Raw genomic sequence first — 19,674 nt, 5'->3', positions numbered from 1 at the left:
GCGGCATATTGTCGCATTGGCTGGTTTAGCGGCGCTGAAATTTACCGTTTACGCAATGTGATTTGTTGACATTTACCCAGTTGTTGCTGGCAGCCTAAGCGGATGCCATTAGCAAGCTGTCGCTCATTGAGATGGTGTTTTTCAATGTCACTGACAGGGGGAACAGACTGACATTGCACCCGACATTTTCCGCAGGTACCGGCACCACCGCATTCTGAGGGTAAATGGATGCCATGCTTACTCAGGGTAGTAAACACCGTGTCCTCTGCCCGGGCTGGTAAGCTGGTGGATTCGGCGCCGGAAACAAAATTCACGGTTAGCAAACAGGGCGACGCCTGCTGCTTTCCCGGTGGGCCTGAGCGACTTATTAATAAGTACCCACCACTGAATGCTAACAGGCTGGTGGCAATGGCAAAAATCACGATCAGCGGGTGATTAAAAAAGCCGGTGCCAGTGTAATCCATAAAATGTAAAGTAAACATTAAATCATCAAAGCGTTGCCGGTCATTGGTGTGCCTGATGACATGCCCGGTTAATGCATCGAGATAAACGGCAGTATTAAATTCATCGGCAAACCTGACCTGCCATAGCGGATTTTGCTGGCGGGGCAGATCGTCTATTGGCGGTTTCAGTAGTACTGGTTCACCTGCCGGGGCGCTGCCTGCATAGGCCTGGCCGGCTATAGCAGCTACCTGTTCAGCGCTGATTTGCCAGGGCGCACCGGTAGTGGCATCAAATATCCGGCGTTGGCGGATAAAATAAGCGTGTGACGGTTGATTGTATTCAAACTGATAATAGGGGGCTCCGAGCACCCAGATAATCGAAACCGCCACCGGCGGTGGGGCATCTATGGCCTGCGGTGGATAGAGTTCACGGCCGGGCAGATAGCCCTCATGTTGAACTGGCTGTCGGGTTTGGACATTGGCGGCGCTGTTCATCAGGCTGTTAAAGTATAAGCCGGTTATCAGCCACACCAGCAGTTGAATGCTGACCACCAGGGCCAGCCATTTGTGCCAGTTAGCCATCATTAAGCGGATCATACGGCGGCCTGTTTACGCAGGGTCAAACGCAACAATAGCAATGCTAAACCGCTTACTGCAGCCAGCACAGAGAGCAGCGAAACCAGTCTTAACCAGCCGTTGGTGACATTTTCACCGTCGTCGTAATCCATAATGTGCAGTCGCCACAGCCAGTCGAACACATACCAGTAATGATGCCGGCGGCGGATGATGCGCCCGCTTTGTTGTTCGATATACAACGTGGATGACGCAACATCGTCAAAACTCACTACCCAAAGCGGGTTTAGAGCACCGCTGGCATCGCGGCTAATTAATGGCGAAACAGTGTTGATTGCTGCTGTGCCCGTGTAAGCATCATCAGCAATTGTGCTGGCCTGCGCCTGGCTCAGTAAGTCCTGAGGTTCGCCGGTTATGGCATCAACCACATGAATGGCACGCTGACCAGCGGCTGAACGAAATCGGTACACTGGCTTTTGCAATAACGTAACCAGCTTAATATCGGTCGCGTCCGGGTAATCAGCCAGTAGCTGCGCTGTTGAATAGCTGATGTCTTTAAGCTGAAGCGGCGCTGACTGCGGGTGGGCAAGTGGTTCGCCATGGATAAAATGAATATCCAGACAAACCATGTACAAGCCGGTGATGGCCCATAAAATAAACTGCACACCAACCAGTCGCATCAGCCATTTATGTAGCGTTCTTGCTTTTTGTATCACAGGTTAACAGCAGTGGCCCCAAAGCGTCAGAAAACCACAAATCAGCAGCAACTGCAATTGCGTTTGTGTTTTTCCAGTTTGCCCACACCGGGATTAAAGGTGTTGGTGGGATCAATTCGCTGGTAAAAGGCCGCGAGTCCTTCTTCCGCTTGATACAGATGCCCCACATTGTGTTCCGCCGGGTATTTGGCGCCACGGCTGTCCAGAATGCGCAGCATTTCAGCCTTAACCTCTTTAGCATTCACGCCTTTTTTCAGTACATAATCCTGATGGAAAACATGGCAGAAGAAATGCCCGTAATACAGCGACTTGTCAATTTTATCGGTGAGTGATTCAGGCAGTTTCTCTACCCAGTCATGCTCGTTACGGCGCAGGGCAATATCCAGTGCCAGGATGTCACCCACCTCTTTTTGATGGAGTAGCTGATAGCGCACCGCCGCGCCAGCAGCGGCAAAACGATGTAAAAAAGCACTGCCTGACTCGCGTTCGGTACATTCGAAAAAGCCGCCTACCTGTTCGTTGTTGTCGAAAAACGCCGGCAAAAACGCCTGCGCTTCGGCAATGCCTTCATCGCTCATTTTGAGGATCAGGTGATGCTCATACTTTTCACGGTATTCGAGCATGCGGTCGGGCAGGTGTTCGCGAAGCAACCCTGAAACCCCTTGCATGAGGCGGTCGGTGAGAAAGTCAGGAACGAACGAAACCTTATTGAGCAGCGCGTCGATGCGGCCTTTCAGGGCGAACATTTTAGGTAACCGGTCGGTGCCAAGGTGTTTTACGCTAAGAAAGGTATCTTTGCCGTATTTGGCGGCAATATCAAAAATATCGCGGTGAATATATTCGCCCACTTCCGGTAAGTAGTTAAATTCAGCCAGGATATGGCGGCGTAAACGCGTCAGGGTATCGGGGTTATTGGTGCCGATATAAAAGGTTTTTTCCTGTTTGGCGACTTCAAAAGTGTCCAGTCTGACAGCAAATACTGCCAGTTTGCCGGCGCAGCCACTGGCCTCGTAAAGTCGGCTGGTGTCGGCGTTAAAGCGGCTTGGGGTATCGGCATCCACATCGCGCAGTCGCTCGGTGTAATCCGAGGCGCTGGCCTTTTTGTCACTGGCTGTGGTGGTGTGATCAAAGTTGCCGCTTGCTAAATTAGTGAGTATCTCCTGTGGCGTATCGCCCAGCTCAATATCCAGGTGATTGACCAGCTCCAGTTTGCCCTCGGCGGTGACCTGAGCGAACAGCGCAAGTTCAGTGTAAGCCGGGCCACGCTTAACCAGTGCGCCACCAGAGTTATTCGCCACACCACCCACAATGGATGCGCCTAAACACGAAGATCCAATCACAGAATGAGGGGCCCGGTGTAAGGGTTTAAGTGTGGTTTCCAGTTTATGCAACGTGGTACCCGGAAAGCTCAGTACCTGTTCACCGTTGCCCAGCACCACCAGGTTATCCATGGCCAGGGTGTTAATCACTACCACTTCACGGTCGTAGTCATCGCCGCTTGGTGTTGACCCTTCGGTGAGACCGGTTTTGGCGGCCTGCATTATTATGATGCAGTTATTATCGACACAGATTTGCAGGGTCTGCCACAAGCTGAGTAACGTATCGGGAAATAACACGGCCAATGCCGTGCCGGAGCCTGAACGCCAACCCGAGCGATAGTGCTCAGTGCGACGATCACCGGTAGCTACCTTGTCTTCACCGAGGAGCTGGATAAATTGCGAGAGGATAGGGGAATGACTCATTTTGTTGCTCCTGTACTCAGACCCGGATAAATCATTATTGCGAAACCGTACCGCATTGTCAGCCTAACGGGCCGTTTATATTCAGGCCATAAAGCGCCAGCATTAAGATAGCGCCGGATAATGCCACATAATAAAACGTGGGTAACAATGTTTTACGCAAAGTGGTACCTTCCTGACCCAGCAAACCCACCGTAGCACTGGCTGCCACCACATTGTGGATAGCTATCATGTTGCCAGCGGCGGCGCCCACGGCCTGGCCAGCGATGATCAGTGCCGGCGACAGATTAAGGCTCATTGCCGCCTCAAACTGAAACTGGCTGAACATCATATTCGACACCGTATTAGAGCCGGCAATAAAGGCGCCTAATGCTCCGATGGTCGGGCTGATCAGAGGGAAAGCCTCGCCAAACAGGTTGGCGAACAATAAGGCGCTGCTCATTGGCATGCTGGGCAGTTCGGCTAAGTTAACGCCGGAGTTAATAAACAGGCGCACCATGGGAATGGTAAACATCAGCACAAATCCGGCCCCGACTATGGTTTTGCCGGAGTCTTTTAAGGCGGTGGTAAAAGTGTGCTGGCGGCTTTGGCCATGACTTTGAAATACAATGGCCACCAGCGCGGCAATCAGCAGCAGGCCGCCAGGCAGGTAAAGAGGACTAAATGCTGCGCTCACACCGGCTTCACCAAGTATATCGGTCATACCAATGCTAAGACCACTGAGCAGGGCTTTGACTTCGCCTGATACCCGGGAAATCACTAACAGTAGTGCCACCAGAACATAGGGTGTCCAGGCCTTAAACTGCGACATGGGCTGTTTGCCGACATAATCGTTAGCATGTATTTCCAGCATCCCCAGCCAGGCTTTCGGCCATTCTGACTTAGGCGCAAAATCCCACGATGTGCGAGGCATCAGAAAGCCGCGTTTCGCTGCGTTAACGACCACAAACAGACTGAATAATCCGCCGATCAGTGAAGGAAATTCAGCGCCCAGGAAAATGCCGGTCAGGGCATAGGGCAGGGTAAACATTAGCCCGGCGAACAAGGCAAAAGGCAAAATAGCAAAACCTTCTTTCCAACTGCGGTTGCTGCCAAAAAAGCGGGTAAGAAATATCACCATCAGCAGAGGCATCAGGGTGCCAACAATGCCATGGATAATGGCGACCTGGGTGGTAATTAATTGGATAAACTGTTCCCAGCTCCAGCCTTCCTGAGCCAGCTGCTGGCTGATGGTGGCGGCGTCGAGCCCGTTATTAACGCCAATAATAATCGGTGTTCCCACCGCGCCAAAGGAAACCGGTGTACTTTGAACCATCATGCCAATCATTACCGCCGCCAGCGCCGGAAAGCCCAGTGCAACCATGAGCGGTGCGGCAATCGCTGCCGGCGTACCAAAGCCGGATGCGCCTTCTAAAAAGGTGCCAAAACACCAGGCGATGATGATTGCCTGCACGCGGCGGTCAGGTGAAACCTGAGCGAACCCCTGACGAATGGTTTGAATAGCACCGGTATGTTTAAGGGTATTGAGCAGGAAGATAGCGCCAAACACAATCCACAACACAGAAACGGTCACAATGAGCCCCTGAATAATCGAAGCTGCCACGCGTTGCCCACTCATATCCCATACCCACAGGGCAAGCAGTGCGGTGGCTGCCAGTACTGCTGGCATGGCTTTGCGGGCCGGCCATTGCAAGCCCAGTAACAGCAGGGCAGATAGCCCGATGGGTAATAATGCCAGCAAGCCCAGTGTGACATCACTCATAGTGTTTCTCCTGAAATCGGTATCACCCCGGGGATGATATTTTGCAGATAGGGTACATTTTTAAGCGTTTCGGCCTGCTTTCAAAGCGTCATGTTTCGACGGTGTAGAAATAATGTAACAGACTTTATTTTATGCAGTGGACTCTACAATTGTGCTGACTGTTAATCTATATTCAGATCCAATATGATTGTTTCCTTTTTTGCACAAATAAACGAGACCGGACACGTAAAATGGTAAAAGCAGATGACATGTTATTGTTTGTCCATGTGGTGGAAGAAGGCTCTTTTTCCAAAGTGTCGGCAAAGTATGAAATAACCATGTCGGTGGTCAGCAAGCGGGTGGCGCGGCTGGAAAAAGCCCTGAATGTGCAACTGCTCTATCGCACTACCCGCAAGCTTAGCCTGACAGATGCCGGCCAGGCACTGTATAAAAAGGCTAAACTTGCCCAGCAGGCTTTGCAGGACGCCGAAGACGTGGTAGCCGGTTACAGCAGTGATATTCGCGGGCGAATTAAAATAACCATGCCGGTGGTAACGGCCAATCTGGTACTTAACCAGGCATTAGTCGAATTTTGCGAACAATACCCGGGCATTGAAGTTGAGCTCAGGGTAACTAACCGGGTGGTGGATATTCTTGACGAAGGTTTCGATCTGGCGATCCGCACCGCTAATCTGGCCGATTCTTCGCTGGTGGCCAGACGGCTGGTGGACTCCAACTGGGTAGTCTGTGCTACGCCCGACTATCTGCAAACCTACGGTGAACCGGAACACCCCTATGAGCTGGAGAAGCACCATTGCCTGCTCTATAAGTATGAAGGCACAAAACCTGAAGCCTGGTTGTTTCGGGTAGATGGCGAGGACAAACTGATGGCAGTGAAGGGGCGGTATCGCACTAACACCCTGGATACTCTAAAGCATGGCGTGTTGGCCGGGTTTGGACTGGCTTATCTACCTAGGGCGCTGATCCACGAAGAGCTGGAAGCGGGTAAGCTGGTGTCGGTATTGTCGCCCTACGTTGGCAAGGAGCTGGGCATTTATGCGGTGTATCCTGGCTCACGGCAGCCCGACAAAAAGCTCAACCTGCTGGTTGAGCACTTTCGTCAGGCGCTGCAGCGCAAAAAACAGTATTTTGCTTAGAACGACATTTGGGCAGAAACCTGCAGGTAGTCTGAATCCACCGCCAGGATCCCCTCATCGTCAATGGCGTAGTTACCGTATTCTACGCCCACTTTGAGGTGTTGGTTGACCTGCTTTATCAGGTTGACGCCCCACTGTGAGCGTTTCTTTTCCAGCACATCCGTCTCGGCTGTTCCATAATAAGCGGTTGAGCGCAGGCTATCATTCCAGTGATGACGGTAAGAAAAGCTGTAGGCCAGAGTTTGTTCCACTTCGGTTTCGTCGGTGGCCGGATTGATGACGATATCCGGCGTCATGGCTGCCGAAGCGTAGCGACCCGGTTCACCGCCAGTGATTTGAAAACGAAAATCATCGCGTCCAAAAACCTTGAAGAAGCCCGCGATATTCGCGGCAAAAGCGGTTTCATCAATACCGCCTTCATCGACCTGACGGACCATACCAGCAAGGGCAACCCAGCCCCAGTCGGCATTGTGTGTGTAGCGGGTAACAAAATCAGGGATAGATTCATCCGGGTCGGCATCGTCACCACTTAAACCAATGGCGCTGGATGGTGTACCAATGTCACCATCACCCCAGGTTTCCGGGTTTTCCAGGGCAAATTCCCAGTTGCCATAGGTGTAACGAACCAGTACCGCACGCATAAAGGCTTCACCTATAAACGGGCCGCCAAAGTCCAGGGTTTCGGGCATGGAACGCACCGGCATAAAGGTGCTCCAGGCCTGGCCTGCAGTCCAGTTCTGATAGGTAAAATAGAGGTGGCGCAAGCGTGGGTTTGAGGAATTGCTGATGATTTCGTTACCGCCACCGCCGTAGAAGTCTATTTCTACGAAGCCGGTTATATCACCGTAATCGACTTTCAGATTAACCCGCGACTCCCGCACGTTGAAGCCGGTGTGAGAGGTATCGGTAGGCTCACCGCCTGGGTAGTTGGCAACTCAGTAATCCTGATAAGCGATGTCACCATTCACATGGCGGATGTCCATTTTTACATAGCCACCGATAGAGACCACGGCTTTATTATCGCCTTCGCCCTGTTGATATATTTCGATGGCGGCAACCGGAGAGGCGAGCCATGCCGAGGTTAACCCTGCAGCAGCGAGGGCTTTTAAGTTGAATGCATGCATAGAAAAACCATTATTTTGAGTACGAAAAATCAGCCACGTAATGTACGAATAAACCTGGTGGCGATATATGCTTTATGAAGAACACATTGTTTCTAAAAATGCATAAATGAATCCGAAGAGAGTCATTATCTAAGAAACACCTGAATACTGACTTCAGGTATGTAATAAGTGTAACGAAGAACACAAAGTGCATACTGATGCAGGTCAAAAAAGTCACTGGAATCAACCGAGTCCAATATTGCGCCGCAAGCATAACGGCTGGATAAACTGCTATCGTCTTTTTTGCTACACTCAAGTCTATTTGCTTAAATGCTCACCAGTTATGTAAACGAGTTGCTGAAATTGTCATAATTTCCTGTAAAAACATGGGGTAGGCGTTAGATAGCAGCGGAATAATCATTGTACGAGCCGCTTATTTAGGTAAGATACTCACATCACAACCTCAATCGCTGAAGCGTCTAAAGTGAACTCACAAAGTCAGGTTGCTCTACTGGAGTTAGAGCCACAGGAAATTAAACATGCCAAAGTTATTTCGGGTGTTTCACCCTATGTGCTGCGCAGAGTGTTTGGTTTCTGGGTGGTGTTTGTAGCGGCGATTGGTGGTCTGGTAACGGTAGCGCCGGATTTGTCGCAAACCTTTATCACCATGACCTTAGTGGTATTGTTACTATTCACATTTTTGATCTTCTATCAAAGTCGCATCGCTGAAGGCTGGCCGTCAGTGATTCACTACCATAATGCTATTGGTGTGGTGCAGGACCCGGTCGCGCGGCGTTTTTTGTTTGTTGCCGACAATCTGGTAACGGATGCTAAACCCCATGTGTTGACGCCAAATAAAAAGGCGGTTGCCATCCACTTCGACGACAGTCAGTTAACAGATGAAGAAAAATCGCTGTTACAGCAGGCCATCTGGCCGGAAGATAACTGTCTGATTGCCCTGAGTTACTTTAAGAAGCGCGAAAACATCTGTGCCGCAGTAAAATCGGTTGCGGGTATCAACTGATCTTATACTTTTGGGTAATTTCTTCACAGTGTCGAGAATTCGCTACACATTAGCGGGCTCTTTGTTTCTCCCGACGCTAACAAATCCAATAAAATCATATATTTAATTTTTGGCCTGAATATCGCAATAGTCACTTCGAATTCTCAATCGGAGCGACATTATGAAACGTTCAGTACTTTCTTTAATGGTTGTAGGGGTAATTACGGCATCAGCCGCGAGTCCGGCTTTAGCCGATTCAAAGTGGGAAGATAAGGCTAAGGATGCCTGGATAGATGGTAAGGCAGAAGCAACGCTGCTTTTTAATACTCATCTGAATTCTTTCGATATTAACACTGACGTGCAGGAAGGCGTGATCATCCTGACCGGGAAGGTGGACAGCAGCGTGGATAAGAAGCTGGCCGAGGAACTGGTGACCGGTATCGATGGCGTTGCATCAGTGGATAATCGTCTGACTATCATCGAAAGCGATGATGAAGAGATGATCAGTGAAGAAACTTCCAGCGATCTCACCGACGCTAAAATTGCAACTGTAGTGAAATCCCGCCTGCTTATGGATACCGACATTTCTGGTCTGGACATCGATGTGGATGTTGAAGATAGTGAAGTCATCCTCAAAGGTACCGTGGGTAGCGAAGCTGAGCGTGCCCTGGCAGTAGAAATTGCTAAAAACGCCTCAGAAGTAAAATCTGTAGACGACCAGCTCTCGGTGGTCGAATCTGAATAAGCCTGTCTGCGGTTGGTCGTGTCGACCAACCGCTTTTTTTGCATGGAACTGCACATGAATAACAGCAATAACAACTCATCAGCAATGAACTCAACACCCGGCATCTTTAACTGGTTTGCCCGCTATGAAGAAACGGCACATCCGAGCCAGTACGAAGTGAATCTGCCGTCAGATGATGAGCAGGAAGATGAATAGGTAGCCAGCGGTGCTACCGGTGCAAAATCCATGAGTGGCAATAAAAGCAGCGACGTGGTCAGGGACGATTAACTCTCTTACCACGAGCACTAATCAATCAGACAACCGTGGTGATAGCGATGCGAAGTTTAACTAAATGGGCATTAGGATCTCTACTGGTTTGCAGCGGTGTTTTGGCAGCCAGTCAAACAACAACAGTTTCTCAATCGGTAAACCGCTCGGTATCCGGGTGGGTGAGCAGTGATGCAGCTATGCAGACAACATTGCATTCCGAAGCGCTTACAGAGCTCGAGGCGAGCGTTGCTGAAACGCAGTTTGACAGTGCCAACCGTATGCACGCGTTGCGACTCAAAAGGATCATGTTTTATGTCACTCAGGCGCGTGCTTATGAACAGCAAAACTGGCAATACAACCGCGATGATGCGGTGCAACGTGCCAGCAATATTTTGCGTCATCATCAAATGAAGACCGGACAAGGCAGTTATGTATTATAAAGTAGTATTTTCGGCAGCGCTGTTTTTGCTGACGGGGTGTTCGTCGGTACCACCGCCGGCTCAGACTGAAGAGACGGCAGTTCAGGCAAGCGATCCCAGCGCAACTCAGCCTGCCAAAAAAGAACAATTAAGCGCCGGCAAATCGGTCTCCATAACCACTTCGCAGGGGGAAATAAATGTCGCTCCTGCGGTTGTCTCGGTGGCCAACGCGCCAGTGGCTGATCCGTCCACTGCACCGCAATATTACGATCCCTGGGAAGGGTTTAACCGTTCAGTATTTGCATTTAATCATGCCGCTTACGAATATGTACTGATACCGGTAAGTGACGGCTATAAGGCCGTGGTACCCCAGCCAGTGCGCTCTTCCGTAGGCAATTTTTTTGCTAATTTGCGTGAACCGCTGAATCTTCTGAATAACCTTTTCTCAGGAGAGGTGTCTGATGCCGGTGCTAATCTCGGCCGTTTTTTAATTAATTCTACGGTAGGGGTACTGGGGTTATTCGACCCTGCTACCAGCTGGTTTGAAATTGAGCCGAAACGACGCTCAGTGGGCGACACTCTGGCAACCTATGGAGTGGGCTCTGGCCCATACCTGGTGCTACCGCTACTCGGTCAAAGCGATGTCAGAGGCGGCTTTTCGGTATTAACCGAAGGCTTTATCCATCCGGTAAACCATGTTGCCGATGCGCCGCAAAATTATCAGCTCAGAGCCTTTGATGGCGTGGACGATTTTTCCGAGCAGTCTGAAACCTACCAGAATTTGTATAAAAACGCCGACGATCCCTACTTGTACTTCCGAAATCAGTATCTACAGGGACAGACCAGGGATTTGATGTATGAACAAAACACTGATCAATAATCTTGCTACCGGCATCGTGCGCTGGCGTTGGGCGGTGGTTATTGCCTTTGCTGCCTTGCTGGCGCTAGCCCTGACCGGTGTTGGCAAGTTCAGGATTGCCGCTTCTGCCGACACCTTGCTGGTGAAAGATAACAAACTGTATATCCAGACTCAGGTCGCTCAGCAAACCTTTAATCCCGACGAGTTTATCCTGTTAGCCTACGAGCCCCGTGAGCACGACGTGTTCAGCGACCAGACGTTCAGCGATCTGAGCCGCTTGCAGCAGGAAATTAAACAGATCCCGCGGGTGGAAAGTGTCACATCCATATTAACGGTGCCGCTTATCGACAGTGCTGATGCCCTTTCCGGTCAGACTGATGTCAGCAATCTCACCTGGCAAAAACAGCGTTATTCGGCTGCGCGGATGAAAGAACTGGTCAGCGGGCACCCGATTTTCACCGATCTGCTGATTAACCGTGACAACACGGCTACGTCCATCCAGATTGTGTTTAAGCCTAATCCGGAACTGGTGAAAATTGACCAGCAAATAACAGCAATTCAGGCGCACCTGCTCAATCGTAAACTGAGCGAAGATGAGCAAGCGCGACTCAAAGCGCTTAAAGCGAAGGCCGAGCCATTGCGCGCGGCGCTCACTCAAACCCGTAAGCAGGAAATTAACCAGTTAAACGAAATTACCCAGCCATATAATCAACGGGCCAATACTTATCTGGGGGGCTCTTATGTGGTAGGGCAGCACCTGATTGATATTATCAAATCTGACCTGGTGATTTTCGGGCTCGCCATCGCATTGGTAGTCGCATTGTTACTGGCTATTTTATTTCGCCGGGTTAAGTGGGTGGTGTTTCCGCTACTAAGCTGTGGCCTGAGTGTGACTCTGACTATTGGCGCGTTGGGTTGGGCAGACTTACGCGCCACGGTGATTTCGGCTAACTTTGTCGCGTTACAGATTATCCTGACGCTGGCAGTGATGATTCATATGCTCGGCAGCTACCGCTATATTGCCCGGGAACACTCCGATACCGAACAACACAAACGGGTGGAGCTGATGCTCAAAGACAAGCTCAGCCCCTGCTTTTTTGCCTCGCTGACGACCAGTGTTGGCTTTGCGGCCCTGCTTTTCAGCGGCCTTGAGCCGGTGATTTCTTTTGGTTTAATGATGCTGATTGCAATGATTATTTCGCAGTTAGTGAGTCTTATTCTGTTTCCGGCACTGCTGGCGCTGTTACCGGCTGGTAGCGAGGCGCAGGATTACGGCTTTATTCGCAGGCTGTTACGCCGTAGTCGTCTGCAGACGCTTAACAGACCAGGGCTGACGATTGCCGGTACCGCTCTTATTTTTATTGTGCTCAGTGTGGGCATTACCCGACTCAACGTAGAAAATTCATTTATCGATTACTTTGCCGACGACACTCAGGTGCACCGTGAACTGGCGTATATTGATAAGGAGTTTGGTGGCACCACTGCACTGGATATTATTCTTACCGTAACGGATAAACCGGACGATCCGTCGTTAATTATTAGTGCCGACAGTGTCAATCAGTTGCAATTAGTGCAACAGGCGGTAACTGCATTTGAGGCAACCGGTAGCGTAACGTCGTTGGCCAATTTTACGGCGCTGGCCACACAGCTTAATAACGGCCGACCGCTTACAGAGTATGAACTGACCAGCATTTATTACCTGCTTAACGAAAAAGTGGTAAATCAACTGGTGGGGGCATATTTTTCTGAGCAAGACCAGCGCTTACGTATTGCGATTCGGGTACAGGATACCACCGCGGGCCTCGACCGTGAGCAGTTTCTGAATAACCTCAGGCAGGATTTGGCGAGCGTGGGAATAGCCGCCGACCACTACCAGTTAACCAGCCTTTTTGTGTTATATCAGGATATTCTGAGCCGGCTATTTGACTCGCAAATCACGACTCTGGGACTGGTTTATATTGCGCTGGGTCTGGTATTTCTGGCGATTTTCCGTTCTCTCAAGGTTGCCCTTATTGCACTGCTCCCCAATGTATTAACGACGCTGGCGATTCTGGGCGTTATAGGTTGGGCGGGGATCCCACTGGATATCATGACCATCACCATTGCCGCTATCGCCATGGGGATTGCCGTGGATGACACGTTGCATTTTGTTCATGGCTATATGGCAGGGTTAAAAGAGGGCGGCGGGCAGGCTAAAGCGGCAGCTGAAGAAGCCTTTAAACACAGCGGTCTGGCCATTTTGATGACCACAACAGTTATTGCAGTTGGCTTTTCATTATTCGGTTTTTCTGATTTTCTGCCCAGTGTGTACTTTGGTTTGCTAACCGCGCTGGCCATGATCATGGCACTGGTGGCCGACCTCACCTTACTGCCCGCGTTATTAAACAAGCTGGTGGCAACGCAATCTGCGCCAGCTCAACCGCAAGGAGATAAAGCCAATGTCTGATGTATTGCGCAATGGCTGGCTGAAAGATATTTCAGCCCGCTTTTTTGCCGGACTCTTTATGTGTGTATCCGCCACCATGATTGTGATGGCAGGGCTGCATTTCTATCAAGGGTTCGCACCGGATAAGGACTTCGTGTCAGCGGTTATTAAAGCAGTTAATGATTTATTTATTGCCCTGGCAACCTACGAGCTGGCCATGGGAATTTTTAAAGAGTATCGGCATAACCAGGAAGACGACCTGTTTATGTCTATTCGTCGCACGGTAACCCGCTTCGTCAGCGTAGTGGTGATTGCTCTGGTGCTGGAAGGCCTGATTATGATTATCAAGTACAGTCAGCTCGATCTTGCCGGTAATTTATTTTATCCGGTGGCAGTAGTGGTGGCGGCCAGTTTACTCCTTATGTCGCTGGGGCTGTTTCTGCGCTGGTCACGGGATGTATAAATACCATGCGTCATTGAAGTCGTGTAGTAATTCGGCTATGGTTATGTTTATTAAGTCATTTTAAGGAAGGAATGATTCTATGCGCAAACCATTCTCGTATTCACCAGCTCCTCTCGTACTGGCCTTGTTTTCAGGTTTATCATTGGCTCAATCTGCGGCGCCATCGGAAGCTCCTTTAGCTGAACATATCGCTACGGTGGTTGAGGCACAGCCGCTTAAACGGGTCGATCCCCAGTATCCGGTCTCTTCGGCCAGAAAAAGCCAAGAGGGCTGGGTTAAAGTGAGTTTCGTGATCAACAAAGATGGCGAAGTGGAAGATCCTGTTGTACAGGACTCCAGCGGATTAAAAGCGTTCGAGAAAGCCACGCTACGAGCGGTTAAACGCTGGCAGTACAGTCCGGCAATGCAGGATGGAGAGGCCATTCAGCAGTGCCGGAATATGGTGCAAATTGATTTCAGACTGGCTGGTTCATCGGGTGTTACCCGCAAATTTATGCGTCGCTATAAAGACGTTGCAGAGGCAATCACGAACAAAGATTTACCCCTGGCGGCAGAATTAATTGCCGAAATGAGAGACGATCAGCTATGGAATCATACAGAGAGTGCTTACTTTTGGCTGGCCGACTCCTATTATGCCAAAGCCACAGACGACACTGAGCGTGAGCTTAAAAGTGTGCGCCGTGCACTGGCTGTAGATACCGAAGCGGTTCGTGCATCGACAAAGCAGTATTTGCTTGAGCGCGAATTTGTCCTGGCCATCGCTCTGAGTGAGTACAACGAGGCCATGAAAGCTTATGACAAGCTGGAAAACTTAGCAGGTGATAAACCGGAACAGCTGGCGCAGCTTGCTCCTTATGCCGAGAAAGTAAAAGCGTTGGTGCAGGGTAGCGAACCTATGATCCGTAAGGCGAGCATCGATGAGGAAGGGCGCGTATTTCATCAGCTTAGTCGCAACGCCTTTGCACTGAATATTGCCGAAGGCGATTTGGATGAAGTGCAGATTCGCTGTGACAATAAACTCTCGCGCTATACGGCAGTGAGCAAATCAGAATGGCACATCCCGTCGTCTTGGGGGCAATGTTCTGTATACGTGTCCGGCTCTCCCGGCGCGCAGTTTGAAGTGGTTGAGGTAGGTGACTACATCGGCGCAATTTAATTCGCCGTTCCGTTAACGTTGCCAGGGCGGTATATCTTTAACTTGTGCCGCAAAGGCTTTGATTTCGTTTACACTTTTGCTGGTATTTACGCGCTCTGTTGAAGCTGGTTGATAAGCCAGGCTAACCCCTTGGCGGCGCGCAGTTTTGGGCCTGACGGGCCGTCGTGTAAAACCGCCGCCGCAATTCGGGCAAACATTGCTCAGTAAATCATTAACGCACTTCAAACAAAAAGTACACTCATAAGAGCAAATCATCGCTTCTGTTGCATCGGGTGGCAGATCGCAATCACAACCTTCGCAATTGGGTTTTAAAGTGAGCACAGGGGTCTCCTTAATATGTGCGAATACCAATTCACACGGGGTTATTTTCTTAGTGTGATTTAGCGTACACTATGCCTTTCTTTTTGTTGCCTATTTGAATATGAATAAAACGCTTTTGTCCCTTTTTCTGGCCTTTTTCTCCCTACATAATGTTTACGCTGATACGGTGCGTGTTGCAACATTCAATGTCAGTATGGAGGCCAGTAATTATCAGCCGAAGGGAGTCTCTGAAAATTCCGCTGAGGTATTACTTTCCTTGTTAGAGTCAGGTGAGCATCCGCAGATTCGTAATATTGCCGAAATTATTCAACGGGTAGCCCCGGACATTATTCTGCTTAATGAATTTGACTATTATGCGGATGCAAAGCCAACCGCTCTCTCGTTGTTTGTTAAAAACTACCTGAATAAAAGTCAGCAGGGTCAGGCGGCGATTGATTATCCTTATCAATATATTGCGCCGGTAAATACGGGCGTTGCTACGTCTTTCGATTTGGACAACAACGGCGAGAAAACCGGTAACGCGGGTGACGCCTACGGTTGGGGAATGTACCCCGGTCAGTATGGTATGGCGCTGCTGTCGCGTTATCCGATTGATGTGGCTGCGGTACGCACGTTTCAGCATTTTTTATGGCGGGATATGCCCGGCGCCCTGGAAATCACGCAGCCGGCCAGCGGCGAGCCCTGGTTTACTCCCAAGGAGTGGGCGGCGGTAAGACTCAGTTCAAAATCACATTGGGATATTCCGGTTACTATTGGCGGTAAAAAATTACACATTCTGGCCATGCATCCCACACCGCCTACCTTTGATGGGCCCGAAGATCGTAACGGTAAACGCAATCACGATGAGATCCGGCTGATGGCTGACTATTTATCACCTGGGCAAGCGGACTATATTTATGACGATAACGGCGAAAAAGGCGGGTTTGCCGGGCAGCGTTTCGTTCTCGTAGGTGATTTTAATGCGGCCGATATCGGTGATAAGCACCGTCCGGGTGTCATCGAGCAGTTAACCGAACATCCGCTGGTTAACAGCAGTGTTATTCCGCAAAGTGAAGGCGCCAGCGAGTCGGCAGAGCAGTCTTACAGCAGCCGTTTTACCGCTTACTGGGGCGCACGGGCCGATTATGTGTTGCCCTCTAAGCAGGGGCTTACAGTGCAGGGCGGTGGTGTGTTCTGGCCTGTAAAAGCATCGCCTTTATACCGGCTGGTTAAAGACCGTCAGAGCAGTTCTGATCATCGTCTGGTATGGCTGGACATTGTTCTTGACGAGGATTAAAACGGTGTCGCAAGGATTGCCTCAGGGTCGCTAAATATTATAAGAAATGATACCTCAAAATGAACGGCTCTGATAAAATCACCAGCCGCAGGAATTATCCGCGCCGCTGACATTCAGTTAGGTTAATTAACATCATCAATGTGTGCTGTGAGCAGTTCCTTTTTCTTCTCTGACAAGTAAGTTTTTCCAACGCAGGAGGCCTGGTTTGGAAGTGTTAATTGAGCGTATGATGTACGCATCCCGGTGGTTACTGGCGCCGATTTATTTTGGTTTATCGCTGGCACTTATTGCGCTGGGAATTAAGTTTTTTCAGGAAATATTCCACCTGTTGCCCCATGTGCTGGAAATCAGTGAAGCCGATATTGTGCTGGTGGTATTATCGCTGATTGATATTGCGCTGGTATCTGGCCTGATCATTATGGTGATGTTTACCAGCTATGAAAACTTTGTATCCAGCATTGATTTAAAAGAAGGGACAGAAAAGCTGGCCTGGCTGGGCACTTTGGATACCGGTACGCTGAAAAGTAAGGTAGCGGCATCAATAGTGGCGATTTCGTCGATTCATCTGCTAAAAATCTTTATGAATGCGAAGAATATCGAAAACGAAAAACTCATGTGGTATGTGCTTATCCATCTGACCTTTGTGATTTCAGCCTTTGCCATGGGCGTGCTGGATAAGAAAAGTAAGAAGCATTAAACGCAAAAAGGGCAATGTGCAACCACGTTTGTAGTGACACATTGCCCTTCTGTACCGAGTGCAGATTAACAGTCGTCGTCTTCTGCATCCACGCCTTCTTTAACATCTTCACAGGCGTCTTCCACGGCATTTCCTGCATCGGTTACTGCTTCATCGATAGCTTCACCGGCATCTTCGGCTTCACCGTCGCCACATGCGATAACTGAACATGCAAAAGCAGCGATAACAGTCATTTTAAGAACATCAAGTAATTTCAACGTTTTCATAATAATCTCCCTGATTGGTTATTGAGTTTGTGTTTGACTACGCTCTTGGGGTTTTGCCGCGAAGCGCGCCAGCAACCAAAGAGATAACCAGTAATACTACAAATAAGAAGAACAGAAACTGTGCGATACCAGTTGCTGCACCGGCGATTCCACCAAAACCGAAAACTGCTGCGATGATGGCAATGATAAAAAATGTAATTGCCCAACCTAACATGATGTCTCCTTTAATTTCATCTAATGTCACAATGATATATGCTTATCTTGTGCCAATGAGTAAGTTATTGATATTTAAAGTTAAAGTGGGTTTTTCCTGTATTGGTTACAGAGTCTTTGATAATTCGTTACAGGAATTAGTGCATATTTTACAGACTACGTCGCTGTATTAGGCTGACATCACTGCCGATAAGCTTTAGGATCGGTTTATTATTGCTAAATTTCATCTGGAGAACCCATGGCCAACAGTCATTCCGCCTTTATTGGACTTATGCAGCGCGCCCGTAATGTAAAACGCTGGCCGCTGATGGCGCAGTTTCAGTCAGAAATGCTATCTACCCACATTTATGAAGCGTCGGTGATTGCCCATATGCTTGGCGTGATAGCCAGGGAAGTCTACGGTGAAGATATTGAGCCCGACCGGGTAGCGGCCATGGCTATATTTCATGAAGGCAGCGAAATTGCCGGTATGAGCGACATTCCCAGCCCGGTGAAATATCACGACCCGGAAACGACTCAGACGATTAAAAAACTCGAGCGACGGTTTGAGCAAATGCTGATTAAAACGCTGCCAGAGCCATTGCAAACCTGTTATGAGCCGCTGATACTACAAGACAAAAATGATGTGCATGTGCGCCTGGCCAAAGCGGCTGATGTGCTGTGTGCCTATCTCAAGTGTGATTATGAGCTGGCTAAATCGAATCACGAGTTTTCCAATGCCATGGAAGAAATGGAGGTCCAGTTAGAGCGTTATCGCGAAATGCACCCTTGTGTAGATTATTTCTGCAAAGTCTTCTTAGAAGATGCCAAAGGCACGCTGGATGAACAAACTAAGGATTTGGACTGGGTGGAAAATGCCAATCAGGCAAATTTAAAAACACCGGATTAGCTTCTGAAATACTATTTATAAACGGCGCCTCACGGGCGCCGTTTTAGTATCAGTTGGATTCTGCTTCCGGTAAAGCGGGTGACAGGTCTTGCTGGTCTTTAATAAAGGTTTCTTTTACGCGCTGTGACATCAGCATGTATGGGATCCAGATGAGGGCACCAATCAGCGTTCGTACAAACTCTTTGGTAGTGTCAGGATCGAACATAGGCTCTTGCGGTAACACAATGGAAACTAACCAGGCATCAGCCGGAATAAACACCAGCGAGGACAGCACAATACCAATGTAGAATGAGGGAAACAGCCAGTGGCGGGTGAAAAACAGATAAATTAAATAAAGCGAAGCCAGAAACAGCCCCACATTAAAGGAAATCTCACCAATCAGTAAAGGCCCCCATAAAGGATGATACGCCGCTGAATCCGGATTGGTTAGTGCATCCCATATGTCACTTTGTAGCAGTGGTTCATAAGTGGGTAGCGTATTCATCAATAGCCGAAACGGGCTAAATACTACGCCAAGGCCTACTAAAATTAACCAGCCACCCAGGCCCTTTTTCTGGGGTGACGGGGCATCGATTTTTGCGTCCATGTTATTGTTTTCCTTTTGCTACTCATAGCCCTGGTTTACTCGTGATAAGAGCAGGCAGGACCAACTACGTTTCAGTAGCTTACGCCATATTATTGCAGCTGTCGCGATAAATTTATGGCGCCGGAGCAGGGGGGGGCACTGGTTCGGGCGGTAATTTTGATTATAAATGTGGCTGTTCCGGACTACTTGTCCGGCTGGCTGGCAAGCTCACGACTGAGCTTTTCCAGACATTGCTGATGACGGGTGGTAATCGTACGCAGGTTTAGAGATAACGGGGACGGCGTCAGCGAAGTCAGGTTTTCTTTGAGACTCGCCAACAATCGTTGCTCTATTTCAATGAAATCGCGAACATGGCGAATTGAAGGGTAATGCTCAAGCATTGACTGAAATTGCTCTTTCACCTGTTCCGACAGAGCATAATCATGACCGCTATTGCCCTCTGCTTCCATCAGCCGCAGGGCGCGAAGCTTCTCGGCTCTCAGCACCCGTAAACAAGCGCGCTGTTGCGGCTGCTGATTGCTCTGCTGAGTGGTTTGGTAAAGCTCTGCGCCTTGATTGAAAAGGTCTTTAAACATTTTTATGGCACATTTTCCGGTGTTCGACATAACCACAGTTACACCTTATTTGTTTGACCT

General features: G+C 49.3%; 23 protein-coding genes. 12 read left to right on the top strand and 11 right to left on the bottom strand.

Annotated features, from left to right (window positions below; all coding sequences use genetic code 11):
- Positions 1-41: 41 nt before the first annotated feature.
- Genes AC566Q_RS14905 through AC566Q_RS14890 form a run of 4 tightly spaced genes read right to left on the bottom strand, consistent with a single transcriptional unit; the run spans position 42 to position 5,233 of the window.
- Positions 42-1,040, bottom strand: coding sequence for a PepSY domain-containing protein (locus AC566Q_RS14905; RefSeq protein ID WP_499607550.1), 999 nt, complete (start codon positions 1,038-1,040; stop codon positions 42-44).
- Positions 1,037-1,732, bottom strand: a complete 696-nt coding sequence (locus tag AC566Q_RS14900) for a PepSY domain-containing protein (RefSeq protein ID WP_499607547.1) — start codon at positions 1,730-1,732, stop codon at positions 1,037-1,039. The genes AC566Q_RS14905 and AC566Q_RS14900 overlap by 4 nt, the downstream gene beginning before the upstream one ends.
- A gap of 41 nt (positions 1,733-1,773) precedes the next feature.
- Entirely contained in the window at positions 1,774-3,474 is a 1,701-nt protein-coding gene (dld, locus tag AC566Q_RS14895; protein WP_105934177.1) for a D-lactate dehydrogenase, read from the bottom strand.
- 58 nt (positions 3,475-3,532) lie between these two features.
- Complete coding sequence (locus AC566Q_RS14890) at positions 3,533-5,233, bottom strand: L-lactate permease (protein WP_105934176.1); 1,701 nt, start codon at positions 5,231-5,233, stop codon at positions 3,533-3,535.
- Between the two features lie 230 nt (positions 5,234-5,463).
- On the opposite strand from AC566Q_RS14890, the gene AC566Q_RS14885 reads away from it, so the two are divergent.
- Positions 5,464-6,369 (top strand): LysR family transcriptional regulator, encoded by a 906-nt coding sequence (locus AC566Q_RS14885; protein WP_105934175.1) that lies wholly within the window; start codon positions 5,464-5,466, stop codon positions 6,367-6,369.
- Here AC566Q_RS14885 and AC566Q_RS14880 read toward each other — a convergent pair.
- Together AC566Q_RS14880 and AC566Q_RS14875 are read right to left on the bottom strand one after the other, a co-directional pair.
- Entirely contained in the window at positions 6,366-7,250 is an 885-nt protein-coding gene (locus AC566Q_RS14880; RefSeq protein ID WP_105934174.1) for a DcaP family trimeric outer membrane transporter, read from the bottom strand. The two genes, AC566Q_RS14885 and AC566Q_RS14880, sit on opposite strands and share 4 nt — an antisense overlap.
- Positions 7,251-7,304: 54 nt before the next feature.
- Positions 7,305-7,493, bottom strand: coding sequence for a hypothetical protein (locus AC566Q_RS14875; RefSeq protein WP_105934173.1), 189 nt, complete (start codon positions 7,491-7,493; stop codon positions 7,305-7,307).
- 463 nt (positions 7,494-7,956) lie between these two features.
- Between AC566Q_RS14875 and AC566Q_RS14870 the strand changes: the two genes are divergently transcribed.
- The 8 genes from AC566Q_RS14870 to AC566Q_RS14835 all read left to right on the top strand — a co-directional run bounded on the left by AC566Q_RS14870 (position 7,957) and on the right by AC566Q_RS14835 (position 14,791).
- Entirely contained in the window at positions 7,957-8,496 is a 540-nt protein-coding gene (locus tag AC566Q_RS14870; protein ID WP_499607543.1) for a hypothetical protein, read from the top strand.
- A 160-nt stretch (positions 8,497-8,656) separates the two neighbouring features.
- A complete protein-coding gene (locus tag AC566Q_RS14865; protein WP_499607540.1) occupies positions 8,657-9,220 on the top strand; it encodes a BON domain-containing protein in 564 nt (187 codons plus the stop codon).
- 54 nt (positions 9,221-9,274) lie between these two features.
- A complete protein-coding gene (locus AC566Q_RS14860) occupies positions 9,275-9,415 on the top strand; it encodes a hypothetical protein (protein ID WP_170308442.1) in 141 nt (46 codons plus the stop codon).
- A gap of 119 nt (positions 9,416-9,534) precedes the next feature.
- Complete coding sequence (locus AC566Q_RS14855) at positions 9,535-9,909, top strand: hypothetical protein (protein WP_146129524.1); 375 nt, start codon at positions 9,535-9,537, stop codon at positions 9,907-9,909.
- Positions 9,899-10,768 (top strand): MlaA family lipoprotein, encoded by an 870-nt coding sequence (locus AC566Q_RS14850; protein ID WP_499607537.1) that lies wholly within the window; start codon positions 9,899-9,901, stop codon positions 10,766-10,768. The genes AC566Q_RS14855 and AC566Q_RS14850 overlap by 11 nt, the downstream gene beginning before the upstream one ends.
- Positions 10,746-13,193, top strand: a complete 2,448-nt coding sequence (locus tag AC566Q_RS14845) for an efflux RND transporter permease subunit (protein ID WP_499607534.1) — start codon at positions 10,746-10,748, stop codon at positions 13,191-13,193. The genes AC566Q_RS14850 and AC566Q_RS14845 overlap by 23 nt, the downstream gene beginning before the upstream one ends.
- Positions 13,186-13,635 carry a hypothetical protein gene (locus tag AC566Q_RS14840; protein ID WP_105934167.1) on the top strand — a complete coding sequence of 150 codons (450 nt, stop codon included), beginning with the start codon at positions 13,186-13,188 and terminating at the stop codon, positions 13,633-13,635. Before AC566Q_RS14845 ends, AC566Q_RS14840 begins: the two co-directional genes overlap by 8 nt.
- A 79-nt stretch (positions 13,636-13,714) precedes the next feature.
- Complete coding sequence (locus AC566Q_RS14835) at positions 13,715-14,791, top strand: energy transducer TonB (RefSeq protein WP_499607531.1); 1,077 nt, start codon at positions 13,715-13,717, stop codon at positions 14,789-14,791.
- Positions 14,792-14,803: 12 nt separating this feature from the next.
- Here the strand turns inward: AC566Q_RS14835 and AC566Q_RS14830 are convergent, their stop codons facing one another.
- Positions 14,804-15,112 (bottom strand): DUF1272 domain-containing protein, encoded by a 309-nt coding sequence (locus tag AC566Q_RS14830; RefSeq protein ID WP_499607528.1) that lies wholly within the window; start codon positions 15,110-15,112, stop codon positions 14,804-14,806.
- Between the two features lie 100 nt (positions 15,113-15,212).
- Here AC566Q_RS14830 and AC566Q_RS14825 point away from each other — a divergent pair, with 100 nt between their 5' ends.
- Both AC566Q_RS14825 and AC566Q_RS14820 read left to right on the top strand, forming a co-directional pair.
- A complete protein-coding gene (locus AC566Q_RS14825) occupies positions 15,213-16,388 on the top strand; it encodes an endonuclease/exonuclease/phosphatase family protein (RefSeq protein ID WP_499607525.1) in 1,176 nt (391 codons plus the stop codon).
- 205 nt (positions 16,389-16,593) lie between these two features.
- Positions 16,594-17,085, top strand: coding sequence for a TIGR00645 family protein (locus tag AC566Q_RS14820; RefSeq protein ID WP_279319284.1), 492 nt, complete (start codon positions 16,594-16,596; stop codon positions 17,083-17,085).
- Positions 17,086-17,150: 65 nt separating this feature from the next.
- Here the strand turns inward: AC566Q_RS14820 and AC566Q_RS14815 are convergent, their stop codons facing one another.
- A complete protein-coding gene (locus tag AC566Q_RS14815; RefSeq protein WP_499617637.1) occupies positions 17,151-17,351 on the bottom strand; it encodes a hypothetical protein in 201 nt (66 codons plus the stop codon).
- 37 nt (positions 17,352-17,388) lie between these two features.
- A complete protein-coding gene (locus tag AC566Q_RS14810) occupies positions 17,389-17,565 on the bottom strand; it encodes a DUF1328 family protein (RefSeq protein WP_105934161.1) in 177 nt (58 codons plus the stop codon).
- Between the two features lie 237 nt (positions 17,566-17,802).
- Between AC566Q_RS14810 and yfbR the strand changes: the two genes are divergently transcribed.
- Positions 17,803-18,453: a 5'-deoxynucleotidase gene (yfbR, locus tag AC566Q_RS14805; protein ID WP_105934160.1), complete on the top strand. Its 651-nt coding sequence runs from the start codon at positions 17,803-17,805 to the stop codon at positions 18,451-18,453.
- 49 nt (positions 18,454-18,502) lie between these two features.
- Here the strand turns inward: yfbR and AC566Q_RS14800 are convergent, their stop codons facing one another.
- Both AC566Q_RS14800 and AC566Q_RS14795 read right to left on the bottom strand, forming a co-directional pair.
- Positions 18,503-19,039: a DUF2569 domain-containing protein gene (locus tag AC566Q_RS14800; protein ID WP_105934159.1), complete on the bottom strand. Its 537-nt coding sequence runs from the start codon at positions 19,037-19,039 to the stop codon at positions 18,503-18,505.
- A 182-nt stretch (positions 19,040-19,221) separates the two neighbouring features.
- Positions 19,222-19,644, bottom strand: a complete 423-nt coding sequence (locus AC566Q_RS14795; protein ID WP_499607522.1) for a hypothetical protein — start codon at positions 19,642-19,644, stop codon at positions 19,222-19,224.
- Positions 19,645-19,674: the final 30 nt, after the last annotated feature.

It is taken from the genome of Alteromonas sp. H02, assembly GCF_059682525.1.
Note: the sequence above shows the minus strand (reverse complement) of the source record. Positions and strands in the feature narration are given on the sequence as shown.

Excerpts from the sequence above, each read along its gene's own strand:
- AC566Q_RS14845 (WP_499607534.1), top strand. The coding sequence starts at position 10,746 with ATGAACAAAACACTGATCAATAATCTTGCTACCGGCATCGTGCGCTGG.
- AC566Q_RS14810 (WP_105934161.1), bottom strand. The coding sequence starts at position 17,565 with ATGTTAGGTTGGGCAATTACATTTTTTATCATTGCCATCATCGCAGCA.
- AC566Q_RS14855 (WP_146129524.1), top strand. The coding sequence starts at position 9,535 with ATGCGAAGTTTAACTAAATGGGCATTAGGATCTCTACTGGTTTGCAGC.
- dld (WP_105934177.1), bottom strand. The coding sequence starts at position 3,474 with ATGAGTCATTCCCCTATCCTCTCGCAATTTATCCAGCTCCTCGGTGAA.
- AC566Q_RS14860 (WP_170308442.1), top strand. The coding sequence starts at position 9,275 with ATGAATAACAGCAATAACAACTCATCAGCAATGAACTCAACACCCGGC.
- AC566Q_RS14850 (WP_499607537.1), top strand. The coding sequence starts at position 9,899 with ATGTATTATAAAGTAGTATTTTCGGCAGCGCTGTTTTTGCTGACGGGG.
- AC566Q_RS14825 (WP_499607525.1), top strand. The coding sequence starts at position 15,213 with ATGAATAAAACGCTTTTGTCCCTTTTTCTGGCCTTTTTCTCCCTACAT.
- AC566Q_RS14800 (WP_105934159.1), bottom strand. The coding sequence starts at position 19,039 with ATGGACGCAAAAATCGATGCCCCGTCACCCCAGAAAAAGGGCCTGGGT.
- yfbR (WP_105934160.1), top strand. The coding sequence starts at position 17,803 with ATGGCCAACAGTCATTCCGCCTTTATTGGACTTATGCAGCGCGCCCGT.
- AC566Q_RS14865 (WP_499607540.1), top strand. The coding sequence starts at position 8,657 with ATGAAACGTTCAGTACTTTCTTTAATGGTTGTAGGGGTAATTACGGCA.
- AC566Q_RS14890 (WP_105934176.1), bottom strand. The coding sequence starts at position 5,233 with ATGAGTGATGTCACACTGGGCTTGCTGGCATTATTACCCATCGGGCTA.
- AC566Q_RS14885 (WP_105934175.1), top strand. The coding sequence starts at position 5,464 with ATGGTAAAAGCAGATGACATGTTATTGTTTGTCCATGTGGTGGAAGAA.
- AC566Q_RS14795 (WP_499607522.1), bottom strand. The coding sequence starts at position 19,644 with ATGTCGAACACCGGAAAATGTGCCATAAAAATGTTTAAAGACCTTTTC.
- AC566Q_RS14835 (WP_499607531.1), top strand. The coding sequence starts at position 13,715 with ATGCGCAAACCATTCTCGTATTCACCAGCTCCTCTCGTACTGGCCTTG.
- AC566Q_RS14815 (WP_499617637.1), bottom strand. The coding sequence starts at position 17,351 with ATGAAAACGTTGAAATTACTTGATGTTCTTAAAATGACTGTTATCGCT.
- AC566Q_RS14840 (WP_105934167.1), top strand. The coding sequence starts at position 13,186 with ATGTCTGATGTATTGCGCAATGGCTGGCTGAAAGATATTTCAGCCCGC.
- AC566Q_RS14905 (WP_499607550.1), bottom strand. The coding sequence starts at position 1,040 with ATGATCCGCTTAATGATGGCTAACTGGCACAAATGGCTGGCCCTGGTG.
- AC566Q_RS14875 (WP_105934173.1), bottom strand. The coding sequence starts at position 7,493 with ATGCATGCATTCAACTTAAAAGCCCTCGCTGCTGCAGGGTTAACCTCG.